General features: G+C 65.7%; 29 protein-coding genes and 1 tRNA gene. 14 read left to right on the top strand and 16 right to left on the bottom strand.

Features of this window, described 5'->3' with window-relative positions:
- Window positions 1-101 precede the first annotated feature (101 nt).
- Together EH240_RS08385 and EH240_RS08390 are read left to right on the top strand one after the other, a co-directional pair.
- Window positions 102-479: a hypothetical protein gene (locus EH240_RS08385; protein WP_124997086.1), complete on the top strand. Its 378-nt coding sequence runs from the start codon at window positions 102-104 to the stop codon at window positions 477-479.
- A 117-nt stretch (window positions 480-596) separates the two neighbouring features.
- The gene (locus EH240_RS08390; RefSeq protein WP_425374776.1) at window positions 597-1,082 is read left to right on the top strand and encodes a hypothetical protein; all 486 of its coding nucleotides are present in this window, start codon (window positions 597-599) and stop codon (window positions 1,080-1,082) included.
- 34 nt (window positions 1,083-1,116) lie between these two features.
- Here EH240_RS08390 and EH240_RS08395 read toward each other — a convergent pair whose 3' ends face one another.
- From EH240_RS08395 to EH240_RS08415, 5 genes are all read right to left on the bottom strand, one after another.
- Window positions 1,117-1,422, bottom strand: coding sequence for an urease subunit beta (locus EH240_RS08395; RefSeq protein WP_124997088.1), 306 nt, complete (start codon window positions 1,420-1,422; stop codon window positions 1,117-1,119).
- Between the two features lie 7 nt (window positions 1,423-1,429).
- Window positions 1,430-2,023: a HupE/UreJ family protein gene (locus EH240_RS08400; protein WP_124997090.1), complete on the bottom strand. Its 594-nt coding sequence runs from the start codon at window positions 2,021-2,023 to the stop codon at window positions 1,430-1,432.
- Window positions 2,024-2,108: 85 nt separating this feature from the next.
- Window positions 2,109-2,363 (bottom strand): DUF1272 domain-containing protein, encoded by a 255-nt coding sequence (locus EH240_RS08405; RefSeq protein ID WP_124997092.1) that lies wholly within the window; start codon window positions 2,361-2,363, stop codon window positions 2,109-2,111.
- 10 nt (window positions 2,364-2,373) lie between these two features.
- Window positions 2,374-2,676, bottom strand: coding sequence for an urease subunit gamma (locus EH240_RS08410; RefSeq protein ID WP_124997094.1), 303 nt, complete (start codon window positions 2,674-2,676; stop codon window positions 2,374-2,376).
- Window positions 2,677-2,712: 36 nt separating this feature from the next.
- The gene (locus tag EH240_RS08415; protein ID WP_124997184.1) at window positions 2,713-3,555 is read right to left on the bottom strand and encodes an urease accessory protein UreD; all 843 of its coding nucleotides are present in this window, start codon (window positions 3,553-3,555) and stop codon (window positions 2,713-2,715) included.
- 195 nt (window positions 3,556-3,750) lie between these two features.
- On the opposite strand from EH240_RS08415, the gene EH240_RS08420 reads away from it, so the two are divergent.
- The 3 genes from EH240_RS08420 to EH240_RS08430 all read left to right on the top strand — a co-directional run bounded on the left by EH240_RS08420 (window position 3,751) and on the right by EH240_RS08430 (window position 6,081).
- Window positions 3,751-4,005: an acyl carrier protein gene (locus EH240_RS08420; RefSeq protein WP_124997096.1), complete on the top strand. Its 255-nt coding sequence runs from the start codon at window positions 3,751-3,753 to the stop codon at window positions 4,003-4,005.
- Between the two features lie 4 nt (window positions 4,006-4,009).
- Window positions 4,010-5,218 carry a beta-ketoacyl-[acyl-carrier-protein] synthase family protein gene (locus tag EH240_RS08425; RefSeq protein WP_124997098.1) on the top strand — a complete coding sequence of 403 codons (1,209 nt, stop codon included), beginning with the start codon at window positions 4,010-4,012 and terminating at the stop codon, window positions 5,216-5,218.
- 158 nt (window positions 5,219-5,376) lie between these two features.
- Window positions 5,377-6,081: a glutathione S-transferase family protein gene (locus EH240_RS08430; protein WP_124997100.1), complete on the top strand. Its 705-nt coding sequence runs from the start codon at window positions 5,377-5,379 to the stop codon at window positions 6,079-6,081.
- A 5-nt stretch (window positions 6,082-6,086) separates the two neighbouring features.
- Here EH240_RS08430 and EH240_RS08435 read toward each other — a convergent pair whose 3' ends face one another.
- The 3 genes from EH240_RS08435 to EH240_RS08445 all read right to left on the bottom strand — a co-directional run bounded on the left by EH240_RS08435 (window position 6,087) and on the right by EH240_RS08445 (window position 8,612).
- Window positions 6,087-6,392 carry a hypothetical protein gene (locus tag EH240_RS08435; RefSeq protein WP_124997102.1) on the bottom strand — a complete coding sequence of 102 codons (306 nt, stop codon included), beginning with the start codon at window positions 6,390-6,392 and terminating at the stop codon, window positions 6,087-6,089.
- A 155-nt stretch (window positions 6,393-6,547) separates the two neighbouring features.
- A complete protein-coding gene (locus EH240_RS08440; RefSeq protein WP_124997104.1) occupies window positions 6,548-7,159 on the bottom strand; it encodes a nucleoside triphosphate hydrolase in 612 nt (203 codons plus the stop codon).
- A 346-nt stretch (window positions 7,160-7,505) separates the two neighbouring features.
- On the bottom strand, window positions 7,506-8,612 hold the full coding sequence (locus tag EH240_RS08445; RefSeq protein ID WP_124997106.1) for a hypothetical protein: 1,107 nt from the start codon (window positions 8,610-8,612) through the stop codon (window positions 7,506-7,508).
- A 434-nt stretch (window positions 8,613-9,046) separates the two neighbouring features.
- Here EH240_RS08445 and EH240_RS08455 point away from each other — a divergent pair, with 434 nt between their 5' ends.
- A complete protein-coding gene (locus EH240_RS08455; protein WP_124997108.1) occupies window positions 9,047-9,994 on the top strand; it encodes a D-alanyl-D-alanine carboxypeptidase family protein in 948 nt (315 codons plus the stop codon).
- A 144-nt stretch (window positions 9,995-10,138) separates the two neighbouring features.
- Here the strand turns inward: EH240_RS08455 and EH240_RS08465 are convergent, their stop codons facing one another.
- Both EH240_RS08465 and EH240_RS37855 read right to left on the bottom strand, forming a co-directional pair.
- The gene (locus EH240_RS08465; RefSeq protein WP_342634075.1) at window positions 10,139-10,534 is read right to left on the bottom strand and encodes a universal stress protein; all 396 of its coding nucleotides are present in this window, start codon (window positions 10,532-10,534) and stop codon (window positions 10,139-10,141) included.
- A gap of 48 nt (window positions 10,535-10,582) precedes the next feature.
- Window positions 10,583-10,954, bottom strand: coding sequence for a hypothetical protein (locus EH240_RS37855; RefSeq protein WP_167483964.1), 372 nt, complete (start codon window positions 10,952-10,954; stop codon window positions 10,583-10,585).
- Between the two features lie 161 nt (window positions 10,955-11,115).
- Between EH240_RS37855 and EH240_RS08475 the strand changes: the two genes are divergently transcribed.
- From EH240_RS08475 to EH240_RS08490, 4 genes are all read left to right on the top strand, one after another.
- Window positions 11,116-12,036 (top strand): DUF1003 domain-containing protein, encoded by a 921-nt coding sequence (locus EH240_RS08475; RefSeq protein WP_124997116.1) that lies wholly within the window; start codon window positions 11,116-11,118, stop codon window positions 12,034-12,036.
- Window positions 12,037-12,281: 245 nt separating this feature from the next.
- Window positions 12,282-12,358: transfer RNA gene (locus EH240_RS08480), tRNA-Arg, on the top strand.
- A gap of 97 nt (window positions 12,359-12,455) precedes the next feature.
- On the top strand, window positions 12,456-12,767 hold the full coding sequence (locus tag EH240_RS08485) for an ArsR/SmtB family transcription factor (protein WP_124997118.1): 312 nt from the start codon (window positions 12,456-12,458) through the stop codon (window positions 12,765-12,767).
- Between the two features lie 2 nt (window positions 12,768-12,769).
- Complete coding sequence (locus tag EH240_RS08490) at window positions 12,770-13,255, top strand: SRPBCC family protein (RefSeq protein ID WP_124997120.1); 486 nt, start codon at window positions 12,770-12,772, stop codon at window positions 13,253-13,255.
- Window positions 13,256-13,462: 207 nt separating this feature from the next.
- Here the strand turns inward: EH240_RS08490 and EH240_RS08495 are convergent, their stop codons facing one another.
- The 3 genes from EH240_RS08495 to EH240_RS08505 all read right to left on the bottom strand — a co-directional run bounded on the left by EH240_RS08495 (window position 13,463) and on the right by EH240_RS08505 (window position 17,253).
- Window positions 13,463-14,263 carry a class I SAM-dependent methyltransferase gene (locus EH240_RS08495; protein WP_124997122.1) on the bottom strand — a complete coding sequence of 267 codons (801 nt, stop codon included), beginning with the start codon at window positions 14,261-14,263 and terminating at the stop codon, window positions 13,463-13,465.
- A gap of 83 nt (window positions 14,264-14,346) precedes the next feature.
- The gene (locus EH240_RS08500) at window positions 14,347-15,765 is read right to left on the bottom strand and encodes an ROK family protein (protein ID WP_124997124.1); all 1,419 of its coding nucleotides are present in this window, start codon (window positions 15,763-15,765) and stop codon (window positions 14,347-14,349) included.
- A gap of 555 nt (window positions 15,766-16,320) precedes the next feature.
- A complete protein-coding gene (locus EH240_RS08505; RefSeq protein WP_124997126.1) occupies window positions 16,321-17,253 on the bottom strand; it encodes a tagatose-bisphosphate aldolase in 933 nt (310 codons plus the stop codon).
- Window positions 17,254-17,529: 276 nt separating this feature from the next.
- Between EH240_RS08505 and EH240_RS08510 the strand changes: the two genes are divergently transcribed.
- The 4 genes from EH240_RS08510 to EH240_RS08525 all read left to right on the top strand — a co-directional run bounded on the left by EH240_RS08510 (window position 17,530) and on the right by EH240_RS08525 (window position 21,743).
- Window positions 17,530-18,435, top strand: coding sequence for a sugar-binding transcriptional regulator (locus tag EH240_RS08510; protein WP_124997128.1), 906 nt, complete (start codon window positions 17,530-17,532; stop codon window positions 18,433-18,435).
- 420 nt (window positions 18,436-18,855) lie between these two features.
- The gene (locus EH240_RS08515; RefSeq protein WP_124997129.1) at window positions 18,856-19,833 is read left to right on the top strand and encodes an ABC transporter substrate-binding protein; all 978 of its coding nucleotides are present in this window, start codon (window positions 18,856-18,858) and stop codon (window positions 19,831-19,833) included.
- 100 nt (window positions 19,834-19,933) lie between these two features.
- The gene (locus tag EH240_RS08520; protein ID WP_124997130.1) at window positions 19,934-20,995 is read left to right on the top strand and encodes an ABC transporter permease subunit; all 1,062 of its coding nucleotides are present in this window, start codon (window positions 19,934-19,936) and stop codon (window positions 20,993-20,995) included.
- A complete protein-coding gene (locus tag EH240_RS08525) occupies window positions 20,988-21,743 on the top strand; it encodes an ATP-binding cassette domain-containing protein (RefSeq protein ID WP_124997132.1) in 756 nt (251 codons plus the stop codon). Before EH240_RS08520 ends, EH240_RS08525 begins: the two co-directional genes overlap by 8 nt.
- Before the next feature lie 29 nt (window positions 21,744-21,772).
- Here EH240_RS08525 and EH240_RS38785 read toward each other — a convergent pair whose 3' ends face one another.
- The 3 genes from EH240_RS38785 to EH240_RS08535 are packed head-to-tail and all read right to left on the bottom strand — an operon-like array spanning window position 21,773 to window position 22,621.
- Entirely contained in the window at window positions 21,773-21,982 is a 210-nt protein-coding gene (locus tag EH240_RS38785; RefSeq protein WP_245435862.1) for a hypothetical protein, read from the bottom strand.
- On the bottom strand, window positions 21,966-22,316 hold the full coding sequence (locus EH240_RS38790) for a hypothetical protein (RefSeq protein WP_245435863.1): 351 nt from the start codon (window positions 22,314-22,316) through the stop codon (window positions 21,966-21,968). The genes EH240_RS38785 and EH240_RS38790 overlap by 17 nt, the downstream gene beginning before the upstream one ends.
- Window positions 22,316-22,621 (bottom strand): type II toxin-antitoxin system TacA family antitoxin, encoded by a 306-nt coding sequence (locus EH240_RS08535; protein WP_124997134.1) that lies wholly within the window; start codon window positions 22,619-22,621, stop codon window positions 22,316-22,318. The genes EH240_RS38790 and EH240_RS08535 overlap by 1 nt, the downstream gene beginning before the upstream one ends.
- Between the last annotated feature and the right edge of the window lie 56 nt (window positions 22,622-22,677).

Here is a 22,677-nt window from a genome sequence, read left to right on the forward strand (position 1 = left end):
CGCAATGACCCGCTCGGCGACACTTTCCGATCCCATTTGGCGGTTGAGGTGGCCGCGTCAGCCCAAAACGACCGTTTGCCAAACCGATGGAAGGAATATCCATGCGCAAGACGATATTTTTCGCGGCAGCCGCCAGCTTGATGATGGCGGGTGCGGCCGGTGCCCAGCAGCAGCCCGCGCCGCAGCCAAGCCCTGCACCGGCCGCGCCTGCTCCCGCCGCGCCGAAGGCTCAGACGCCGACGATCGAGAGCGTCAACATCGTCGATATCACGGAATTGCCGAAGGACACGCAAACGCAGGTCAACCAGATCGTGGCGCAACGCGGCGACGCCGGCCTGCAGACTCTGCGCAAATCGATCGACGCGACGCCGAAGGTGAAGTCCGCGCTCGAAGCCAAGGGGATAAGCTCGGCGCAGGTGATCGCGGCCAGCTTGCAGCCCAACGGTGCGCTGACCCTGATCACCAAGAAGGCGAGCTGACCACCCATGCTGACGGGCCGGTTGCTGGCCCGTCAGCAGCATCGCCACGGGAACCTCCCGACGACAAGGCGCGTTTCGCCTTTTTCGCCCCGCCACAAGTTCAATCAGGAGCGAGCGATGGCGAGCGCCCAATGTCTCGGAACAGGATTTCCAGCCCTTGTCGTGGCCATGCTTCTGGTGGCCACCGCCCCGGCGTTCCCGGCGCAGCCGCTGGACAGCAACAAGGCGGGCGAGGCGATCGTCGATTCCGACATCCGGCAGGAAGAGGCGCTGTCGAAGACGGAAGCCGGCAAAGTCATCACCGCGATAGACCGCACACGCGAGAACATCGGCACGGTGCGCAAGACGACCAAGCTCGCCACCGTCGATATCGTCTTCCTGACGGATGCGGCGCGCAGCGAGGGCGGGCCGCCGCCGGCGATCGAGAACAAGGTGAAGCAGCATCAGGACGACGTCGCGGAACTGCGCCAGGAGATCGAGGCTAACGCGCTGCTCTTCAACGCCATCGATTCGCGGCGCGTGCTTGCCGAGGACGTGCTTGCCGTCGAGTTCGACAATCCCGGCAAGATCGTCATCTACGCGGCCGCCAAGCCTCCAAAGTGAGTTGAGCGCCCCAGACCTCACAGCTTGCCGGACCTCACAGCTTGCCCATCACCTTCTGCTGGAAACCATAGACCTCGCGCTTGCCGCCGAGCGGCACCAGCGTGACGTCGCGTTCCTGGCCGGGCTCGAAGCGCATGGCCGTGCCGGCGGCGATGTCAAGCCGCATGCCGCGGGCTTGTTCGCGGTCGAATTTCAGCCCCTCGTTGGTCTCGAAGAAATGATAGTGGCTGCCGACCTGGATCGGACGGTCGCCGCTGTTGGCGACCTTCAGCGTTACCGTCGGCAGACCCTTGTTCAGCTCGATATCGCCCTTTGCTGTGATGACTTCGCCCGGGATCATCGCCGCCTCACAGCATGCAGAAGGCAAGGCCAGCGCCGACCGCCGCGCAGGCGGCGCCGGCAACACGCGCCAAGGCGCGGAAGCGCAGCCCAAGGCCGAGCGCGGCCGCGATGCCGATGGCATGAAGAAGCACCGTCGCTACGGCGAAGCCCGCCATGTATTCGAGGCCGCCGGCATTCTCCGGCACTTCGGTGCCATGCGCATGGCCGTGGAACAGGGCGAACAGGCCGATGACGGCCACGCCCGCCGAGACCGGCAGGTCGACCGCCAGCGCCACCAGCAACCCGAGCGCCACGACCGAAGCGAGGATACCCGGCTCGACGAAGGGCACCGGCACATGCAGCATGCCAAGCGCTGCGCCAACCAGCATCACGCCGGCGAAGGCGAGCGGCCATGCCCACACCGCCCTGCCGCCCTTGATCGCCGCCCACAGGCCGACCGCGATCATCACGGTCATATGGTCGAGGCCGGACAGCGGATGCGCGAAGCCGGCGGCGAAGGAGGAGGTCGTGCCGATGCCGACATGGGCGTAAGCCGGCATCGCGGCCGCCAAGAGCAGGAGGGCGGCAAGCGTGGTTCGTTTCGTCGAAGCGGAAATCATGGGGTCTGCCTTCCATTTAATATTTTCATGCATGTCGCTACCCAAAACCGCTGCACACTTTTGGGCGACATGCATCGGGAAATGATCATGCGGCCTGGCGGGGGCCGCAGCCCTCCGCCTTGAGCACACGCTTGGTCGAGGCCGGATATTTCTTCAGCATCGCCGCAGGCCGGATCGGGCGCGGCGCAAAATTGCCGCCGCAGTTCGGGCACACGCCACCGAGAATGTTTTCCACGCAACTGGCGCAGAAGGTGCATTCGAAGGTGCAGATCAGCGCATCGACAGCCTCCGGCGGCAGATCCTTGTCGCAGCATTCGCAATTGGGCCTGAGCTCCAGCATCGGTCTCTCCTCACCGTATCGGTTCGTGCACGGTCACCAGCTTGGTGCCGTCGGGAAACGTCGCCTCGACCTGGACGTCGTGGATCATCTCGGCAATGCCGTCCATGACCTGGGCGCGGGTGACGACATGGGCACCGGCCTCCATCAGATCGGCCACCGAGCGGCCGTCGCGGGCGCCCTCGACGACGAAGTCGGTGATCAGCGCGATCGCCTCGGGGTGATTGAGCTTGACGCCGCGTTCCAGCCGCTTGCGCGCGACAATCGCCGCCATGGCGATGAGCAGCTTGTCCTTTTCACGCGGCGTCAGGTTCATGCGACTTCCCAGTATTCAAGATCAACGCATTCGAGATCAGAGTGACCATAATTTGGGCAGGCCCGCCTGCCCGTTGAGCAGTTCGACAAGCGGAACCAGCCGCTTGCGGAGCTGGTAGCCGTCGCCGGCGATGAGCCTCGCAAGAAGCTTGCCAGATTGCCCAACGTTCCAGAGGCTGGCGCCGCCCTGATCGCCGATGACGGCGCGCGCCGGCTCCAGCAGGGTTTCCGCACGCGGGGAGACGAGAAGCATCGTTGCGATCGCGCACGCGCCGCCGGCTACGGCCCGCAGCTGGAGGCCTGCTGCGATATCCGGCCCGATGCGAAAATCCTCGGCATGGACGAGCCTGCCATCCTGCCAAACCCGCCAGCGGTCATGGAAATTGCCCAGGACCGTCTGTTCGCCCATCGCTAGTCGGCCGAACAACGTCGCCTCCAGCAGCAGCGCTTCGGCGCTCCCCGCAAGCGTCACATCGAGCGTCCTTGCAAAGGCCGCCCGGTCGAAAACGATCGTTTCCTGCGGCAGCCAGGCAATCTGGCCGCCGGCGCCGACATCCAGGCTGATCGTCGTCTCGACGCGATCGGATGCGGCGCGATAGACCTTCTCGCAGGCCTGGGTGGTGATGGAGGCCGAGGCCCCCTCGCCAACCTCGATCGACCAGCCAAGCCGGTCGCCGCCGGTCAATCCGCCGGCCGTGTTGATCAGCACGGCCTCGAGCGGGTCGCCTTGCACCGCCGGCATGCGGATCTTGGCCGATCCGTCCTGGTAGAGGCGCCGGAGGCGGGTCCGGCCGCCGCTTCTGCCGCAGAAAAGCCTGCCTCGCCCGGCAACACGTTGGGCGGCAGGCGGGGAAACCAGGGTATCGTCGATCACGTCCATGACCCCAACGTTAAGCACTCCGGCGGCATTGTCGATATATAGCTTGTTGCTTGACATCGTTTCGGTTTCTATAGAGGGAGCCACCTTGGAGCGGTCACGCGATGCCTGGCGAGGTAGGGGCGACGACGTTAGTGACTCCAGGCACGAAGGGGCGCTGATCAGTTGGCGTCGGAAAACGACAGGGGAAGGAACCGAATGGCTGATCAGCTGACGACCGAAATCATCGAAAAGATCAAGGCCCATGCCGAGACCGGCGGCGAGGAAATCACCACCAGCACCGATCTCAACGCGCTGGGGATCCATTCGCTGGAGCTGACCGAGATCATCTTCGATCTCGAGGAGAAGTACGGCATCGAGATCGAGATGAACACGGTCGACGCCTGGAGCAACCTCAAGAACGTCGGCGACATGGTCGAGGCGGTTCGCGAGCTGATCGCGAAAAAAGCCTGACTGCATGCTGAAGCGCGTCGTCATCACCGGCATTGGCGGAATATGCGGGCTCGGCAACGATGTAGCCGCGATCTGGGACGCGATGCGCGCCGGCCGCTCGGCAATCGGCCCGATCGACAACCCTTCGCTGCATGACCTGAAGGTCAAGGTCGGCTGCGAAATCAAGGCGTTGCCCGATCACGGCATCGACCGCAAGCAAGTGGTGTCGATGGACCGTTTCAGCCTGCTGGCGGTGATCGCGGCGCGAGAGGCGATGCGGCAGTCCGGACTGGTCGCGCATGCCGACAACACCTACCGGATGGGCGCCATTGTCGGCGTCGGCGTCGCCGGCTTCGAGACGATCGAGGAAAATTACCGCGCCATCCTGCTCGAAGGACGCAACCGTGCCGCCATCTTCACCGTGCCGAAGGTGATGCCGGGCGCGGCTGCCGGCCAGGTCAGCATGAATCTCGGCCTGCGCGGGCCGGTGTTCGGCGTCACCTCGGCCTGTTCTTCGGCCAACCACGCCATCGCCTCGGCGGTCGACCAGATCCGGCTCGGCCGCGCCGACGTCATGGTCGCCGGCGGTACTGAAGCGCCGCTGGTCTGGGGCGTGCTCAAGGGCTGGGAAGCGCTGAGGGTGCTTGCGCCCGACACTTGCCGGCCGTTCTCCGCCGACCGCCAGGGCCTGTCGCTCGGCGAGGGCGCCGGCATGGCGGTGCTGGAAAGCTACGACCACGCCATGGCGCGCGGCGCCACCATCCTTGCCGAGATCGCGGGCGCGGGTTTCTCGGCCGACGCCTCCGACATTGTCGCCCCGACGATCGAGGGACCGGAGGCGGCGATGCGCTTCTGCCTGGTGGATGCCGGGCTCAATCCCGAAGACGTCGACTATCTCAACGCGCATGGCACCGGCACCAAGGCCAACGACCAGATCGAGACTGCGGCGATCAAGCGCGTCTTCGGCGAGCATGCTAGCGCGCTCTCGGTCTCCGCGACCAAGTCGATGCACGCGCATTGCCTCGGCGCATCGGGCGGGCTGGAGATGATCGCCTGCGTGATGGCGATTCGCGACGGCATCGTGCCGCCGACGGCGAATTTCCGCGAGCCCGACCCAGAATGCGATCTCGACGTGACGCCGAACGTAGCGCGCGAGCGCAAGGTGCGCGCCGCGCTGAGCAACAGTTTTGCCTTCGGCGGCACCAATGCGGTGCTGGCCTTCAAGTCGATCTGACACGGGCGATCTGACACGAACGCCCGCCATCCACCGGAACGCGCTTGTGCGTGCACGGCGGGCTGGCTGCCGGCATATTGATCCCGAAGGGCCGGGATCCTAATTCTTGCCCACCCGCCACGCGCGCCGCCCGGCGCCAATCCGCATCCGGAGCCCCGATGACCGATCTGTCCGCCTTTCCGATCGCCAAGCGCTGGCCAGCCAAGCACCCCGACCTTCTGCAGCTCTACTCCTCTCCGACACCCAACGGTGTGAAGATCTCGATCGCCCTGGAGGAGATCGGTCTGCCCTACGAGCCGCACTATGTCGACATCGGCAGGAATGAAAGCTGGACGCCGGAATTCCTGTCGCTCAACCCGAACGGCAAGATACCGGCGATCATCGACCCGAACGGGCCCGGCGGAAAACCTATCGGGCTGTTCGAATCCGGCGCCATCCTGCTCTACCTCGCGGACAAGACCGGCAAGCTCATCCCGGCCGATCCGATCCGCCGCTACGAGACGATCCAGTGGGTGTTCTTCCAGATGGCCGCGATCGGCCCGATCTTCGGCCAGGTCGGTTTCTTCAACAAATTCGCCGGGCGCGAGATCGCCGACAAGCGGCCGCTGGAGCGCTATCGCGACGAGTCGAGGCGCCTCATCGGCGTTTTGGAAACACGGCTCAAGGGCAGGCAATGGATCATGGACGACGACTACACCATCGCCGATGTTTCCACGCTCGGCTGGGTGCGCAACCTGATCGGCTTCTACGAGGCGCGGGACCTCGTCGGCTTCGATGATTTTCCGACCGTCGCGGCGTGGCTGGAGCGCGGCCTTGCGCGACCGGCCGTGCAGAGCGGCCTCACCATTCCGGCGAGGAGTTGAAAGGCCTATTTCGTCCCGGTTTTGGCGCGGCCTCGGCCGAGCACGGACGCGGCAAGCCGCGCGGTGGCCACCACTGCCCCCGTCGCGACGCTCGCCACGGTGCGGATCGGGCCTGACTTCGCCGCCGGCTTATGCGGTTTCGCCGCCTTCGCGGCGACCTTGTGCGATGCGCCAGGCACGACTTTCTTAGGCGGCGCCTTGCCGAAGGCCGGCTTGGCGTCTTTCGACCGCTCGGCAGTCGTCGATTGCGCCGTCCTGGATTGATTGGCCCTGCTTCTCGCGGGCGCGGGTTTTCTGGTCTTGGTTGCCATCAGACGGTTCCTGCTATTTGCTTTTGCGCAATTCCTGACGGAAAACCGCTACGCACTTTTCCTGGAATTGCTTCAGCGCCGGACAATTCGGGATAGGGGCATAACGACCTGTAAGTCTTAAGGTTCCCGCCCAAAAATATTGAAAATTGAGCAGGTTAACCAATCACCAGATCGGCCTCGCGGCGGCGCGCTAGCACACGCTCGATGTTCGGCATGTCGTTGGAGGCGATCCAGGCGCGGGCCTCCTCGTCGGACTTGCCGTGGCCCCGCCAGCGCTCCATCAGCCGGCGCTCGAGCTCGTTGCGCGGCACGTCGACGAAGATGGTGAAATCGAACAACGGCGCCAGCCGCGACCACGGCTCCTCGTCGAGCAGCAGATAGTTGCCCTCGACCAGGATGAACTTCGTGTCCGCGGAAACGATCTCGGCCGCCGCGCGCGACAATTCCATGCTGCGGTCGAAGACCGGAATGGCGATGTCCGGCTCGCCGGAGCGGATGCGCTTCAAGAGCGTCTCGAAGCCGGCGAAGTCGAAGGTCTCCGGCGCGCCCTTGCGCGAGCGCAGGCCGCGCCGGTTGAGCACGATGTCGTCATAGTGGAAGCCGTCCATCGGCACGACTTCGGACGTGCCCTCCGGGAGCAGCTCATGCAGCCTGCCCGATATGGTCGACTTGCCGGACCCCGGCGGGCCGGCAATGGCAACGACGAAACGCCTGGCTTTGCCGGCGCGCTTGAAGATGTCGGCAGTGATATGGGCCAAGTCAGACATCAGCGCCTCTTCGCTAGCGATTCCGGGCCGCATCTTGGCGGCTGTCGGCGGAAATTTCAAATTGGGGTTCGTTGATGCCGACCTTTCGACGGTCGTTGGCAAGTGCGTGCCTTCGAGATTAGCCGAGACGCCCATCCCGTCGTCATCCTATGGCGGAGCAAGGAGCGAAGCGACGCAGCGCAGACCATAGGATCCATGCCGTGACGTCTGAGCGCTGCCGCGGTTCAGAATTCTGCTCCGATGCGCTCCTCGGCTGAGGTAACGGCATGGATTCCAGGGTCTCCGCTACGGAGCTTCGCTCCTGCTTCGCCCTGGAATGACGAGCTCAAAGCTCTGTCCCGAACACTCAGGCCGGAACAGAGCGGCCGATACGCAGGAATTCGCTGTCAAAGGCGATGTCCCTTGCCGAACCGTCTGCCGCCACAAGACGCACGCGCCCACCCTCCGGTTCGATGCCGGTTGGCGGCTCGCCCTCGGCGAACGGAACCGCGCCGATGACATGGCGGAACGAGACGCTGCGCCCCTCGGCAAGCGCCAAGGCCGTCGCCACGCCTTCTTGCTTCAGCCAGTTGTCGCCGAGCGAGGCGGCGTGGCCGACCGCGGCGCGGCCGTCCTCGATGCCGAGCACGCCGATGTGACGGCCGCTCCAGGGCGCGTAGTCGCGGCCGCCGTTGCTGAACCACAGCATGGTGACCGGCAGCTCGGCCGGGTTCTTCAGCACCAGCACCAGATCCTGCTCGGCGCGCCGCGCAAGCGCCGTCCAGCCCGGTCCGCCATGATCGGCCTCGACCAGGGTGATGAAATCCTCGCGCCGGTCTTCCATACGGTAGTCGGTGAGATCGGCGGTGCCGCCGGCCGCGAGCGGGAAATGCGTCAGATCGGTGGCGCGGGCCGGATAGGCCAGGCGAAACCGGCCGCGCGCCGGATCGGGTTCCAGGGGAGTCGCCGGGGTGACCGCCATGCGCTTCGGCGAGAAGGCCAGACGCCCGCCGTCCTGCATCGCCGTCATCGGATGATGGGTGACGGAAATCGCGCCGGAGCCGCCGGAAAAGATATGCTCCTGGTAGAGGAAGGGATGGCCGTCGCGGAGCGTGAAGACCTTGTCGACGGCCGCGCCCATGACCTTGCGGCGCAGCCGAAAGACGGTGCGCCAGCCGCCGGCGATGGCGCTGTTCTCGACGACATCCCACTCACCGTTGGCCGTCCAGCCATGCAGGGGCGCGGCCTCGACATCGCTGGTGGAGAACGGCGCGCAGAGAAAATCGCCGGAGAGGCGCACTGTGCCTTCGGGCAGGTTTTCCGGCAATTTCTCGCGCGGCGAGCCGACCCAGGGCGCGCGGTGCAGCGGTTTCAGGACGCGGCCGCCGGCCTCGACCTCCATGGCGGCGATATGGCCGACGGCGAGATCGAGCGAAACCGAGATGCCTGTTGCGCCGATTGTGACCGTGTCCATGCTGCCTCGCCGAATCTCTCAGAGCGTCAGAAAAGCTGGCGAAGGCATCATGCGCAAGCGGGGCGACAGGCAATTTGCATCACTGCTTGTCAGAAGCGGTGGCGCAGGGCGTCGACTGTCGGCGCTGCCCCTTGCCCTGCCGGGCATTTCTCCCCGTATAGTGACGGGGAGAAAGGGGCTCGCCGCGATGTCGGCCCCTCTCTTGCAGCGTTGGCGATTGGCGAAAGCGGCGGCGAGAGCGCCCCTCGCCCCGTTTACGGGGAGAGGATGCCGGCAGGCAGGTGAGGGGCGGCGCCAACGTCGAAAGCAAAGACCCTGCGAACCCTGCGAAAACCTGGGCAAATGCCTTCTTACCCCCATTAACCAGTTGGACGCGGCATATGCGGTACGTTAGCTTCGCCGCAACTTAGCAACAGCCGCGTTCAGAACAGCCCTTGCCCCACCTGCGTCCCCTTCCCCTCATCGCGAAATTGATCGCCGCGTTGGCCCTGCTGCTGCTGGTTGCCGGCTGCACCACGGCCGCGCCGCCGGAAAGCGTGCTCGCGGTTCCGGCGCAGCCGCAGAAATATGCGGCGATCGTGGTCGACGCTTCGAGCGGCAAGACGCTGTTCGAGGTGAACTCGACGGCGCAGCGCTATCCGGCCTCGCTGACCAAGATGATGACGCTCTATATGCTGTTCGAGGCGCTGGAGAGCGGCCGCGTGACCAAGGAGACGCAGATCCCGGTCTCCGACCATGCCGCCTCGCAGCCGCCGACGAAGCTGCGTTTCAGGCGCGGCGAGACGATCGACGTCGATTCCGCCATCCGCGCCATGGTGGTGAAGTCGGCGAACGACGTGGCGGTGGCGGTGGGCGAATATCTCGGTGGCGGCAGCGAGGACCAGTTCGCCGCCATGATGACCGCCAAGGCGCGCCAGCTCGGCATGACCAGCACGACCTTCCGCAACGCCTGCGGCCTGCCCGACGGCGGCCAGGTGACGAGCGCGCGCGACATGGCGGTGCTGGGGCTGGCGCTCGAGCACCGCTTCCCGCAGCATTTCCACTATTTCTCCGAAAGCGACTTCATGTTCCGCGGCCGGCTGGTGCGCGGCCACAACGACATGCTGGGACGGGTGCGCGGCGTCGACGGCATCAAGACCGGCTATATCCGCGCCTCCGGCTACAACATCGTCACCTCCTACAATGCCGACGGCAGGCATCTGATCGTGGTGGTGATGGGCGCCCAAAGCGCGCGCCAGCGCAACGACCATGTCGAGGCGCTGATCCAGCGGAGCTTGGGGCCGATGACGGCGGACGCCAAGACGCGGCTGATGTATGCCGGGCAGGAGCCGGCCGGTTTGGCACTACCCGGTATGCCGGCGCCTGGTTTGCCGGCGCAATAGATTCTCGCGGCGGTGGAGCAGATCTGAGACGCCGGCGGGACAGCACCCCCCTCTGTCCTGCCGGACATCTCCCCCGCAAGGGGGGAGATCAGATGTCACGCCAGCCTTCGCCAATCACACAAGTTTAAAATGAGTGCGCCGGCCTCACGGCCGGCCGAGGCCGCGGCGGCCGTGCGAGGCCATGACGATGAGGTCGCAGGCTTGCGCGCGGGCGGTGTCGAGGATCGCCTCGGCGGGCGCCTTGTTCTCGATATGCACGGACTTCGCGCGCACGCCGAGCTTATCGGCCTCGGCCTTGCACTTCTCCAGCACCTCGCGGGAATATTTGCGCGCGCTTTCCTCGTAATTGGTGAGCTCGTCGGCGACCACATAGCCGGCCATGGCGCCGCCCCAGGCAAGCGTCGGGAACGGCTCGGAGACGGTGACGAAGGTGACGGTGGCGCTGAGGCCCCTGGCCAGTTCCAGGCTGTGGGCGACGCCCTTGCCGGCGAGTTCCGACCCATCGGTGGCGATCAGGATGTGCTTGTAGATGGCGGCGATCCCTGTTCTTGCGGGGCGACGCGCCCCTGGTGGCGGGAGCCTGAGCGATCAGGCCTGGCCTCGATATAGTTTCGCTATCAGGCCACCCACAGGGGGAAGCTTGATCTGGATCAAGGCCAGCCGGCCAGGATGATTGCGCCAGGCGGCATCGCGAAGGCCACTTCCGGCGAGATAGGGCGGGGAACCCAAGCTTTCCAGGATAGCGCTGCCCCTCACCTGCCTGCCGGCATCCTCTCCCCGTATAGTGACGGGGAGAGGGGCGCTGCCATCGCCGGTTTCGCCAATCGCCAGCATTGCAAAATGAGTGCTGAGGTTGCGGCCGGTGTCCAGCCGATAGATGGGTAACACTTTGAACCGGATACCCGGCAGGGCGATGACGGGCAGCGCTGACTCTGGAGATTGGCCGTCGCTCTTCAACATCCCTTCTCCGATATTGCCGGAACCGTTCTGGCGCCAAGGCTGAGGACAGCGAACCAAGCACCAGAGATCACAAGAACTTGTTCGGTCACACGACCTTCACAGTGACGATGGATATGCCGCGCCGGCTTGGCGTATCGTATCGCAAGACAGGAGCATTGAGCATGGCCGGCGACCCGAAGGCATCCGCGCAGATGAAGCCAGACGACGACGAGAGCGGCGGCGAGTATCTCGAGGCGGCCACCGTGCCGGAGGACGCGCATAAGGCGGACGAGATCCTCGAAGCGCCGGAGGTGCCGGATTCCGAGCCAACCCCGCCCGGCGCGCCGCGGATAAAGCCGAAGAAGAAACCCTCGGCGATCAGCGGCCGAAAATTCCGCAAGCGCGACCTGGTGCGCATCGACGATCTCAGGCCGAGCCTTGCCGACCGCATCCGCGCCGACCATCCCGACCTGCCGCGCGGCGCCCGCATCAGCCGCGAGGAGCTCTCCCGCTACCGCATGCGCTACATGGAGGAGTTGCTGCAGCAGGAGCACGGCGAATTCTCCGAGCTCGACCGCCAGGTGGTGGAATCGATCGCCAGGCAGGACACGATATCGGAAAACTCGGAAGAGGAGTTCGAGGAGCACCGCTCCTTCGCCGACCGCGTCTCCGACAACATGGCCGAGTTCGGCGGCAGCTGGTGGTTCCTGATCTCGTTTGCTGCCGTGCTGCTGATCTGGATCGGCATCAACCTCGCCGCGGGCCTGGCGCACGCCTTCGACCCCTACCCGTTCATCCTGCTCAACCTTCTGCTCTCCTGCATCGCCGCCATCCAGGCGCCGGTGATCATGATGAGCCAGAAGCGGCAGGAAGCGAAGGACCGGCTGCGCTCCTTCAACGACTACCGGGTGAACCTGAAGGCCGAGCTGGAAGTGCGGCACCTGCACGAAAAGCTCGACTACCTGATCTCGCGCCAATGGCAGCGGCTGGCCGAAATGCAGCAGATGCAGCTCGACGCGATGCACGAGCTGACCGCGAAGAAGCAGAAGCGGGCGACAAGGGGGGTGCGGAGGAGGGTGGCGAAGAGCGAGGTGGAGGGGTGAGGCGCGAGCTTGCGCACGGCGCTGGGAAGTCACGACGCCATTGCCCGGGACGGAAACCGCAGTCTCGAAACGAGATATCAGCGAGTTCGCTCGGCCCCCGACGCCGGCGTATTCCCGGAGGGATGCGAAATCCTGCCTCGCGACCGCGAATATCCTGCCATTCCATTTGACCGTTGAAGCCGGAACGCGCTTCCGCTAAGAAGCCGTGGCTGGCCGGTTCACCGGCCGGTTCGTTTTCCCGGGAAGCACCCGTAGCTCAGCTGGATAGAGCGCTGCCCTCCGAAGGCAGAGGTCACAGGTTCGAATCCTGTCGGGTGCGCCAATCTTCAAAATTTTCTCGCTTCCTGACTGGGATCGCCGGGCACCCGCCTAAACCTCCGCCCCTTGACTTCATCATCAGTCTACACTAATCATAAGTAATGACTGTTGATAGCGCTCAACTCGCGGCCCTTGGCGACACCACCCGCAGGCAGATTTTCGAGCTGGTCGCGGAGCGTCCGCGCTCGGTGGCGGAGATCACGCGGCAGGTCGCCGTGTCGCAGTCGGCGGTGTCGCAGCATCTGAAGGTGCTCAAGGATTCGCGGCTGGTGCGGGCGGAGGCGAAGGGCGCCAGCAACGTCTACCACATCGACCCGCACGGGCTTGGCCAGATGCGCGCCTGGCTCGACCGGTTCTGGAGCAAGACGCTGGCGGCCTACAAGCTGGCCGTCGAGACCCCACCAGAGGAGTGACCATGAATACCCAAGTACCCATTGCGTCGGTGAAGCAGTCCGTCGTGGTCGAGGCGCCGATCGAGCGCGCCTTCAAGGTTTTCACGCAAGATTTCGGCAGCTTCAAACCGGCCGAGCACAATCTGCTGGCGGTCAAGATCGCCGAGACGGTGTTCGAGCCCCGGGTCGGCGGCCATGTCTATGACCGCGGCGTCGACGGCAGCGAATGCCGCTGGGCACGCGTGCTGGCCTATGAGCCGCCCAACCGCGTGCTGCTCAGCTGGGACATCAGCCCGCAATGGCGGATCGAGTCCGACCCGGCCAAGACCAGCGAATGGGAGGTGCGGTTCACCGCCGAAACGGCAGGGCGCACCCGCGTCGAGATCGAGCACCGGAATCTTGAGCGCCACGGCCAGGGCTGGGAAGGCGTGCGCGACGGCGTCGGCGGCGATCAGGGCTGGCCGCTGTATTTGCAGGGGTATGCCGAGGTGGTTGCGCGGCAGGGCTGAGGCTGGTTGTCGAGCAATCGCGTAGGGCGCTCTCCGTCTCGGCTTCGCCGAGCCACCTCTCCCCAATTCCATGGGGCGAGCAGGCTTGGGTTTGCACGGTCGAGTTCCTTCGCGCCCCCCTCTGTCCTGCCCGTCCTCCGCAGCAACTGCGCTGCAGCTGCGGAGGGTGGACCGGACATCTCCCCCACTTGGAGGGAGATTGGCAGCTCAGGGCACAATGCCCCGGCAGGCCCAGGCGATGTTGGCGAACGACCTCGGGCCGTCGGGGCGGCCGGCCTGATAGGCATCGCGAACCGCCGCCTCGACGCGCTCCCGCTCGGTTGCGTCGAGCGTGGTCATAAATTTGCCGAGCGGGCCTTCGCCGGCGCCGATCGGCGCCCAGTAGTCGTCGAAATTCTCATAATCCATGCGGATCATCAGCTCGGTTTCGGTGACGTCGGCCAGGCCCTGCTCGACAAAGGTCCGTTTCATCTCGCCGGGCTGCATCATCGGCTGGAAGCAATAGCGGCTGCGCATCTGGCGGCCGGCCTCGCTCAGCGCCGCTATCGTGTCGATCATCATGCGCATGCCCGGCATGCCGCCGTAATGGTCCCAGACCACGGCCGCGACCACCCCGCCCGGCCGCACCACGCGGCGCATCTCGGCCACCGCCTTGCCGGCCTCCGGCACGAAGTGCAGCACAAGCAGGGCCAGCGCACGGTCGAACGTATTGTCCGCGAAAGGCAGCGCAGTGGCGTCCGCTTGCTGGAAGGTCATGCGCGGATCGGTGTTGCGCTGCTTCGCAGCCTCGACGAAGACCGGCGAGAAGTCGATGGCCTGGATTTCGGCGAGACCGGCAGATTTCGCCAGCTCGAAGGTCAGGCTGCCGGTGCCGCAGCCGACGTCGAGGATCTTCTCGCCGCCGGCCAGACCGGCGAAATCGATGAACAGCGGCGCCAGCCTGCGGCTCCATCGCCCCATGAGCTGCTCATAGCCGGACGCCGCATGCACGGTGAAGCTTGATGTCATCCCGCTCTCCCTCGCTGGTGCAGGCTAGACCTCTGCGGGAGCCATGCCAAGCGACGATCTTCGCGGCCGACTCGCGCCCACCCTCACATCACGGCGCGCAGCCACGCGGTGATCGCATCGAAATCGACCGGCCTGGTCGTGTAGACGTCGAACAAGGGACCGCGCCGGAGCGGTTCGGCGCGCTTGGCCAGTTCGACCAGCTCGGGGATGTAGGCGGCGCCCGGATGTCCGGCGGGACGCCGGTCGAGGCGGGCGCGGTAGCGTTCGGCCAGCACCTCGCCCGGCGCGTGGCACCAGATCTCGACGGTCTGTCCGACCCCGGCGCGGCGCAGGTGATCCTCCAGCAACTCGCGCGGCTGGAAGCCGAACCAGGCGTCGACGACGAAAGTGGCGCCGGCCGGGGCCTCGCCGACCACCGACCAGATGGCCTGGTAGCTGGCGCGGCCGAGGCTGCGGTTGAATTCGCGGTCGGCCCCGCCGAGCACTTCGAGGAATGGGTTCTTGATGGTGTCGAGCGCCAGCAGCGGCCAGCCCATGCGCTCCGAAATGCCGCGCGAGACCGTGCTTTTGCCGGAGGCGGGAATGCCATTGACCAGCACGGCGCGCCGGATGGCGCCGGCCGGCCGGGCCGAAGCCGCGGAAGCCGGCGCGGCGAGCGCCTGCAGGCCGGCGCCGATGACGCCGGCATCGTCGCCGAGCTTTGCCGGTAGCACCGGGGCTTGGTACCAGGCCGCCAGCGCCGGAGCATCGGCGAGCGCTCTGTGCGCGGCCTCGCCAAGTCCGCCGCCGAGCAGCACAAGGTCCGGGCTGAACATGGCCACCGCCGTGTCGATCGCGGCGCGCAGCGGCTTCGCCCAGGCATTCAGTATGCCGCGTGCCGGCGCGTCGCCGGAGGCGGCGCGGGCAAAGAGCGCATCGATCCCGACATCCGGACCGAGACCGGCGCGGGCGATGTGGCGGCCGAGCGCGGTTCCCGAACTCGTGGTTTCGACGCAGCCGCGCCGGCCGCATTTGCAGAGCTCACCGTCGAGATCGATTGCGATGTGGCCGAGCTGACCCGCCGTCGCCTTGCCGCGCACGATGCGCCGCCCCTCCGCCACCGCGCCGCCGATGCCGGTGCCGATGGTGAACATGACGACGTTTTCGTGGCCGGTTGCCGCGCCCACGGCCATTTCGGCGACCAGCGCCATGTTGCAGTCATTGTCGATGACGACGGGCTTGCCGGCCATGCTTTCCAGCCGATGCGCCAAGGCGACCGAGGCGAGGTCGACATAGCCGCCCGAAAGCACCGCGCCACGCCGGGCGTCGACGCGGCCGGGAACGCCGACGCCGATGGCCGCAACCTGAGGCCCATCGAGCCGGCGCACCATGTCGGCGATACGGCCGACCACCAACTCCGGATCGGGGGCGCTCTTCTCGGAGACGCGCCTGAGGATCTCGCCGGAGCCGGAGACAAGGGCGGCACGCAAATTGGTGCCGCCGATATCGATCCCTATGGCCATCGAGCTAGAGCCTGTTCCATTTCGAGTAGCTCGAAATGGGGCTCTGTCTTTTTGTTCGACCATGATCTTTTTCCGAAAACCGGTTCCCACTTTTGCTTCGCTGACCTTCGGTTCGGGATCATAGTCTCGTTCCTTGGCGCAGAAGCCTTGACAGATCGGACAGTGCTTGCGTTGGCGGATCGCATGCCTTTGGAGATTAGCCGAAACGCTCGCCGAGTCGTCCTATGGCGGAGCAAGGAGCGAAGCGACGCGGCGCAGACCATAGGATCCATGCCGTGACTTCGACGCGCCGCTGCGGTCCAGAATTCTGCTCCGCCGCGCTCTTCGGCTAAGGTTACGGCATCGATCCCAGGGTCTCCGCGACGGAGCTTCGTGCTTCGTCCTGGGATGACGAGGTTGGGGAGGCCTCGGCCAATCCCGAACGGTTGTGATGGTTCACGGAAACCAAGGTGAAATCTTGGCTGCCAACAGGCGCCAACCTCAAAGTCACTGTGTCGATGAGCTAGCGGCATGACGTCCCGTGCTCGTCTGGCGCCAAGGGTGTTGAGACTCAGGTCAGGCCGGCCTCACCTGAATATCAGCACAGGCGGCTTTGCGACGGTGGTTGCCGATCACCGCCTGGATCTCGCGCAGCCGCGACACGGCGATGGTCTTCAGCCTTTCGCGCTGGATGTCGCGGTCGAGCGAGATGCAATCCTTCCACAGCGAGCGGCCGGCGATCACGCCCGAGGCGCCGTTGCTCATGGCGATCTCGACCTGGCCAAGGAAGGTCGCATGATCGACGCCGGCCGACAGCACCGCCCACGGCACGTCGCCGGCGATCCTGGTGATGGTGGCGCAGGCTTCCGGCGTTCCAGGATAAGGGAGCTTCAGCACCTTGGCGCCGCAGTCCAGCGAAATCCGTGTGCCTTCCTCGACCAGTGACGGGATTCTCGCGCCGTAGTCTTGCGCGCTTTCACCCTCGAGCTGGTAGGTCAGGAACTCGACGACGAGCAGAAGATCCTCCCTGGCGAAGTCGGCGATGCATTGTTCGAGGATGGCGACGTTGTGCCCGTTCGCCTCGGGCCGGTCGGCCCTGAGATAGACCATGATCTTGCCGCCGGTGCCGCCGAGCTTGCGCACGCGGCGCGCGTCGATGCCGGGAACCAGGCGCGACAGGCGGTAACCGTCCGGCGAGACATCATAGCCGGAAGCATCAAGGCCGATGAGCAGCGCGGTGTCGCGGCTCAGCACGCCCTCGGCGACGACGCGCGGCACCGCGCAGAGCGGGTCGAGCAACACGCAGGACGCCTCGCTGGCGAGGTATCTGGTGATGTCGGACTTGGTGTCGCCGAGCATGTCGTCGGTGATCCTGGCCTGCTCGGCGGGATCGGAGGCCAGAAGCGTGCGCATGCCGCCGCGCTGGTCGCAGGCGATGGCCATCATGGCGCCGTCCTTGCCGCAAATCTGGTGGTAGCCGCGCAGTTCCGCGGTCGTCATCTTGGTCATGGTTTTTGGTCCGATCCTGGCGCGCCCCATGCGTGAAGGGGCGCGCTGTCCGTGAAAACTGGAAACGCCGTTCTGCGCGCTCGAGGCCGCAAGTTCCACCGCTCCGACACGCCTGCCGTCGCGGGAAGAGCGGTGTGCCGAGAGAGCGGCCCCCAAGTTGCGGGTTTGCCGAATTTGGGCGATAACTCCCATCGGTCGGCAGGTCTGTAACACGTTGCTGAAAGGAATTGCAAGCTGTCTGTTCCTCCCATACAGGATGCGACCGCATCGCGCACGATGCTGCATATGGTCGCCAAGCTGCACTACCAGGCGGAGATGTCGCAGGTCGATATCGCGCGGCGGCTGGGTGTCTCCACCGCCACCATTTCCAGGCTTTTGCAGCGGGCGCGGGCGGAAGGGATCGTGCGTATCGAGGTGCTCGATATCGTCACCCCCGAGGCGGTCACCACGCAGTTGATCGAGGGGCTTGGACTGCGCGACGCCGCCGTGATCGAGACGCCGGCGACGGGCGTTCTGACGGCGCTTTCGGCGCCGCTCGGCGGTTTGCTCAAGCAGGCGGAACTGTCGCCCGGCTCGGTGGTGGCGATCGGCTGGGGCAGAGCCATCCGCGAGGTGATCCGCGCCGGCCTGCCGCGCATTCCCGGCGTGCTGACGGTTGCCGCCACGGGCGGCATGCAGCAGCAGGCGCCGCATTTCCAAATCAACGAATTCGTGCGGCTGGCGGCGGAGGAATTCGGCGGAACGCCGCATTTCATCCACGCACCCTATCTGCCGTCCAAAGAGTTGCGCGAGGTCTTCCTCGGCGATGCGGCCATACGCGACGCCGTCGCGCTCTGGGGGCGGGCCAGGGCGGCAATCGTCGGGGTCGGCCTGCCGCATGCCGTCAACGCGCCGGAGGCAAGCGCGGCGACGCTGAGCGAGCAGGCCCTGGTGCAGGCCGCCGGCGACGTCATCCGCCATTATTTCGATGTCAACGGCGCCCTCATCTCCTGGGAGGGCGAGAGCCGGATGATCGCCATGTCGCCGGACCAGCTCCGCGCCGTTCCGCTGGCGATCGGCGTCGCTGCCGGAGCGGAGAAGGCGAGCGCCATCATCGGCGCCGCGCGCGCCAGGCTGATCAATGCGCTGGTCACGGACACCAAGACGGCGCAGGCGATCCTCGAAACGCTGGCGGCCCGGTAGGGCTTCGGAAATCAGCCGTTATGCCGGCGCCGGCTTGGCGCGATAGTCATTGGGGGCGCTAGTCATGCCGGGGTCAGCGGAGCAGACGATGCGTTTTCCGGTCGCAGGATCGTGGCGATTCGAGCCGCCAAACGCCCGCTTGCAATTTATTTCAGCAAAGTGTTACAACTTCACCGGCTTGGCGCGGAGTGCGCGCCGAGCGGCGCGGCTTTCCCGACCCTGCGGAGGCAGGGGACGAGGCCGCCGGCACCAAAACGGCCGGTTTCGGCCGGCTGAGCTAACGACCGGGGCGCTTGGGAGGAAGGCCGCCCGTACCGGCAAGCACACGAACCACTTTCCCGGCCGTCAGCACTGTTCCTGAGCGGGTTCACGGCCATTCAATGCCAACCGTACATCTGCGAACATCTTGAGGAGGAGTTCATGAAGAAGATCGTTGCCGCGCTCGCGGCGCTTACCATCTCGGCATCGGCGCTGATGGCGCCCGCCTCGGCGCAAGACAAGAAATTCACCATCGCGCTCGTTCCCGGCCTGACCACGGATGGTTTCTACATTACCATGCGCAAGGGCGCGCAGGCGGCGGCCGATGCGCTCGGCGTGAACCTGGTGTTCCAGGGCGCGCCGGACTTCAACCCGGTGACGCAGGTTCCCGTGCTCGACGCGGTCATCGCCAAGAAGCCGGACGCGATCCTGATCGCGCCGACCGACAAGGTCCAGCTGGTCGAACCGCTGCGCAAGGCCAATGATGCCGGCATTCCGGTGATCACCGTCGATACCTTCATCGGCACCGGCACCTATCAGACCGGCGCCGGCGAAGCCGACTTCCCGCTGTCCTACATTGCCTCGGACAACGTGCTGGGCGGCGAAATCGCCGCGCGGGCGCTCGCCACCTCGATCGGCGACAAAGGCAAGGTCTACGTCTCGAACGTGAAGCCCGGCATCTCGACCACCGACCAGCGCGAGGAAGGCTTCAAGACGGAAATGGCCAAGCACCCCAACATCACCGTGCTGGAGACGCAGTTCAACGACGACGACGCCAACAAGGCGGCCTCGCAGCTGCAGGCGGTGTTCGCGCGCAACCCCGATCTCGTCGGCGTGTTCGGCGCCAACCTGTTCTCGGCGCTGGGCGCAGCGAACGGCGTCAAGCAGGCCGGGCAGACAGGCACCGTCAAGGTCGTCGCCTTCGACGCTCCGACCAGCATCGTCGACACTATCAACACCGGGCTGGTGGACGTGGCCATCGCCCAGCATCCGGCCGAGATCGGCTATTTCGGCGTCGTTTCGGCCTATGCCCACCTGACCGGCCATTCGATCCCGGTTTCGATCGGCACCGGCTTCACGATCATGGACAAGTCCAACATCGCCGATCCGAACATCTCGAAGTATCTTTACTCCGAATAACGCAGGCGCTTGATCTCCTCCCGGCTCGCCGGGAGGAGATTTGCGCCGGATCCGGCTGCAAATCGGATCCTGTTCGAAGGAAGCCCGTCGCGGAGCATTCATGACCTCAACATCACCAGCCCAGCAGGCCGAAAAGCATGTCGCTCCCCAGGCCGACCACAGCGATGCGGCCAGGAGCTGGGTCCGACGCATCGCCGAAGGGCGCGCCTGGCTGTTCCTTGCCGGCCTGATCATCTGCTTCGAGGCGTGGTCGCGGTTCGCCTTCGGCACCACCTTTGTCCTCAACCCTTTCAACGTGCAGTCGATCGCCATCTTCGCCGTGGCGCCGCTGCTGCTGGCGACCGGGCAGACATTCGTCATCATTTCGGGCGGCATCGATCTCTCGCTCGGCTTCATCATGGGGCTGGCCGCCGTCGTCGCGGCGCATGCGACTAACATGGCCGGAGCCGCCATCCCCTTGCCGCTGGCCATGCTGGCGGGAATTCTCGCCGCGGTGATCGTTGCCGGCGTGCCTGGCGTCATCAATGGCCTCTTGATCTCGCGTCTCAGGGTCCCGCCGTTCATCGGCACGCTCGGCATGTTCGGGGTGGCGCGGGGCGCGGCTTTCCTGCTTGCCGGCGGCACCACGGTGCCGGTGCAGAACTCCTGGTTCGCGCTGCTCGGCAACGGCAGGCTCTACGGCGTGCCCTATCTCGTCATCATCACCGCCGTCTTCGTCATCGTGATGCACTACCTGCTCGGCCAGACACGGTTCGGCCAGCACAACTACGCCATCGGCGCCAATGTGCAGGCGGCGCGTCGCGCCGGCATCGACATCAAGGATCACATACTGCGCCTCTACGTGCTGTCGGCGATGTGCGCCGGGCTGGGCGGCGCGCTTTATGCGGCGCGCTTCACCGCCGGTGCTGCCCAGGCCGGCGAGCCCTTGCTGCTCGACAGCGTCGCGGCCGTGGTCATCGGCGGCGCCAGCCTGTTCGGCGGCTCCGGCACCATCCTCGGCACCGTGGCCGGCGCGCTAGTGATCGCAGTCATCCAGTACGGGCTGGTCTTCGTCAATGTCGAGCCGTTCTGGCAGTTCATCGCCGTCGGCGTCGTCATCATCATCTCCGTCCTCATCGACCAGGCTCAGCGCCGGTTCAGTGGAGCCCGTCAGGATGACTAGCGCCGAGCAGACCGTGCCCCTCCTCGAGGTCAGGAACCTTTCCAAGCATTTCGGCGCCGTGCGCGCGCTCAGCGATTTCTCCATGGTCGTGCGCCCGGGCGAAGTGGTGGCGCTGGCCGGCGACAACGGCGCCGGCAAGACGACCCTGATCAAGGCGATATCGGGGGTCTACCATCCGACCGCCGGCGAGATCCTGCTCAGGGGGCAGCCGGTGGCGTTCGCAACACCGCAGGAAGCGCGGGACAAAGGCATCGAGACGATCTACCAGGACCTCGCGCTCGCCGACAATCTGACGATCGGCGGCAACATCTTCCTGGGCCGCGAGCCGATGCGCAAGGCTTTCGGCTTCCTGCCGGTGCTCGACCGCAAGGCGATGGCGGCGGCGGCCAAGGAGACGATGAGCCGGCTGGACTTCCATGTCAGCCGACTGGAGGCCCCGGTCAGCAATTTCTCCGGCGGCCAGCGCCAGGCAGTCGCGATCGGCCGCGCTGTCTACTGGGACGCCCAGATCCTGATCATGGACGAACCGACGGCGGCCCTCGGCGTGCCGGAGCAGCGCAAGGTGATCTCGCTGATCCACCAGCTCAAAGCGCAGGGGCGAGGCGTGATCTTCATCTCGCACAATCTGCAGGACATCTTCGCAGTCTCCGACCGTATCGTGGTGCTCAGGCGCGGCGTCCAGGCCGGCGAGCGCAAGATCTCGGAGACCAATCATGACGAGGTCGTCAAGCTGATGGTCGGCGGATAGGGCGGAAGATCCGCCGGCGTGGACTTGCCTCAGGCTTTCGAAAACAGCGCCTGAACCATCTCGATCGGCATCAGCATGACCCGCTCGCCCAGCGGCGACGGAATAAAGCCGCGCCGCTGATAGAAGCCGACAGCGTCATCATCGATCGCATGCGCCACCACGGCGCGGACTCCGGCGATTTCCGAGACCGCCAGACAGCGCCGCAGCGCATCGGAAAGCAGGTCACCGCCAAGGCCCACTCCCCGGCATGCCTGATCGACCGCCAGGCGGCCGATCAGCAGCAGGGGGGACCTGCTCAGGCATGCCCCGCCGGAGCCTGGCGCTCGGCAGCGCGATCCGCTCTTCCATCGCCGTCGAGATCGCATAGTAGCCGATGACGCGATCCTTCGCGTCGGCGTTGCATACGACATAGGTCCGGGCAGACAAACCTTCGCCGGCAAGGGCACGATTGCGCAACCAGTCATCGAGGGAGGGATGCCTGCCGTTGCGAAACTCGGAGACGTCGTGGCCGACGGTCAGTCGTTCCGGAGGGTTGACACGCAATCCCTGCGACAGCCCTCCGCCGGCAGGCATCAGCGCTGCCAGGCGGGCTTGCGCGTCATGCGCGCGCGAAGTTCCTCGGTGGGTTTGTTCGGGGCGTCAAGCAGCTCAAGAAATTTCTCATGCGCGTTGGCATCGAGAAAGAAGATACGCTGATCCAGAATGGTCTCCTCCGCCTGCCTGCGGGCGCTGTCCAGCATGAACTCCGACAGTTTTTGCCCGCGCAGACGCGCGGCGCGGCTAAGCATCGCCTTCGTCCCCGCCGAAGCGCGGATCTGAATCACATCATCCTTTCGCGCCGCGTCATGGTCGCGGCCCGCATGACTGGATGGCGCCATCGGAATCCTCCTTACGTCAGGATCGGACATCTACTAGCCGTCACGACAATGTCAAT

The organism is Mesorhizobium tamadayense (genome assembly GCF_003863365.1).
Classification (GTDB): Bacteria; Pseudomonadota; Alphaproteobacteria; order Rhizobiales; family Rhizobiaceae; genus Mesorhizobium; species Mesorhizobium tamadayense.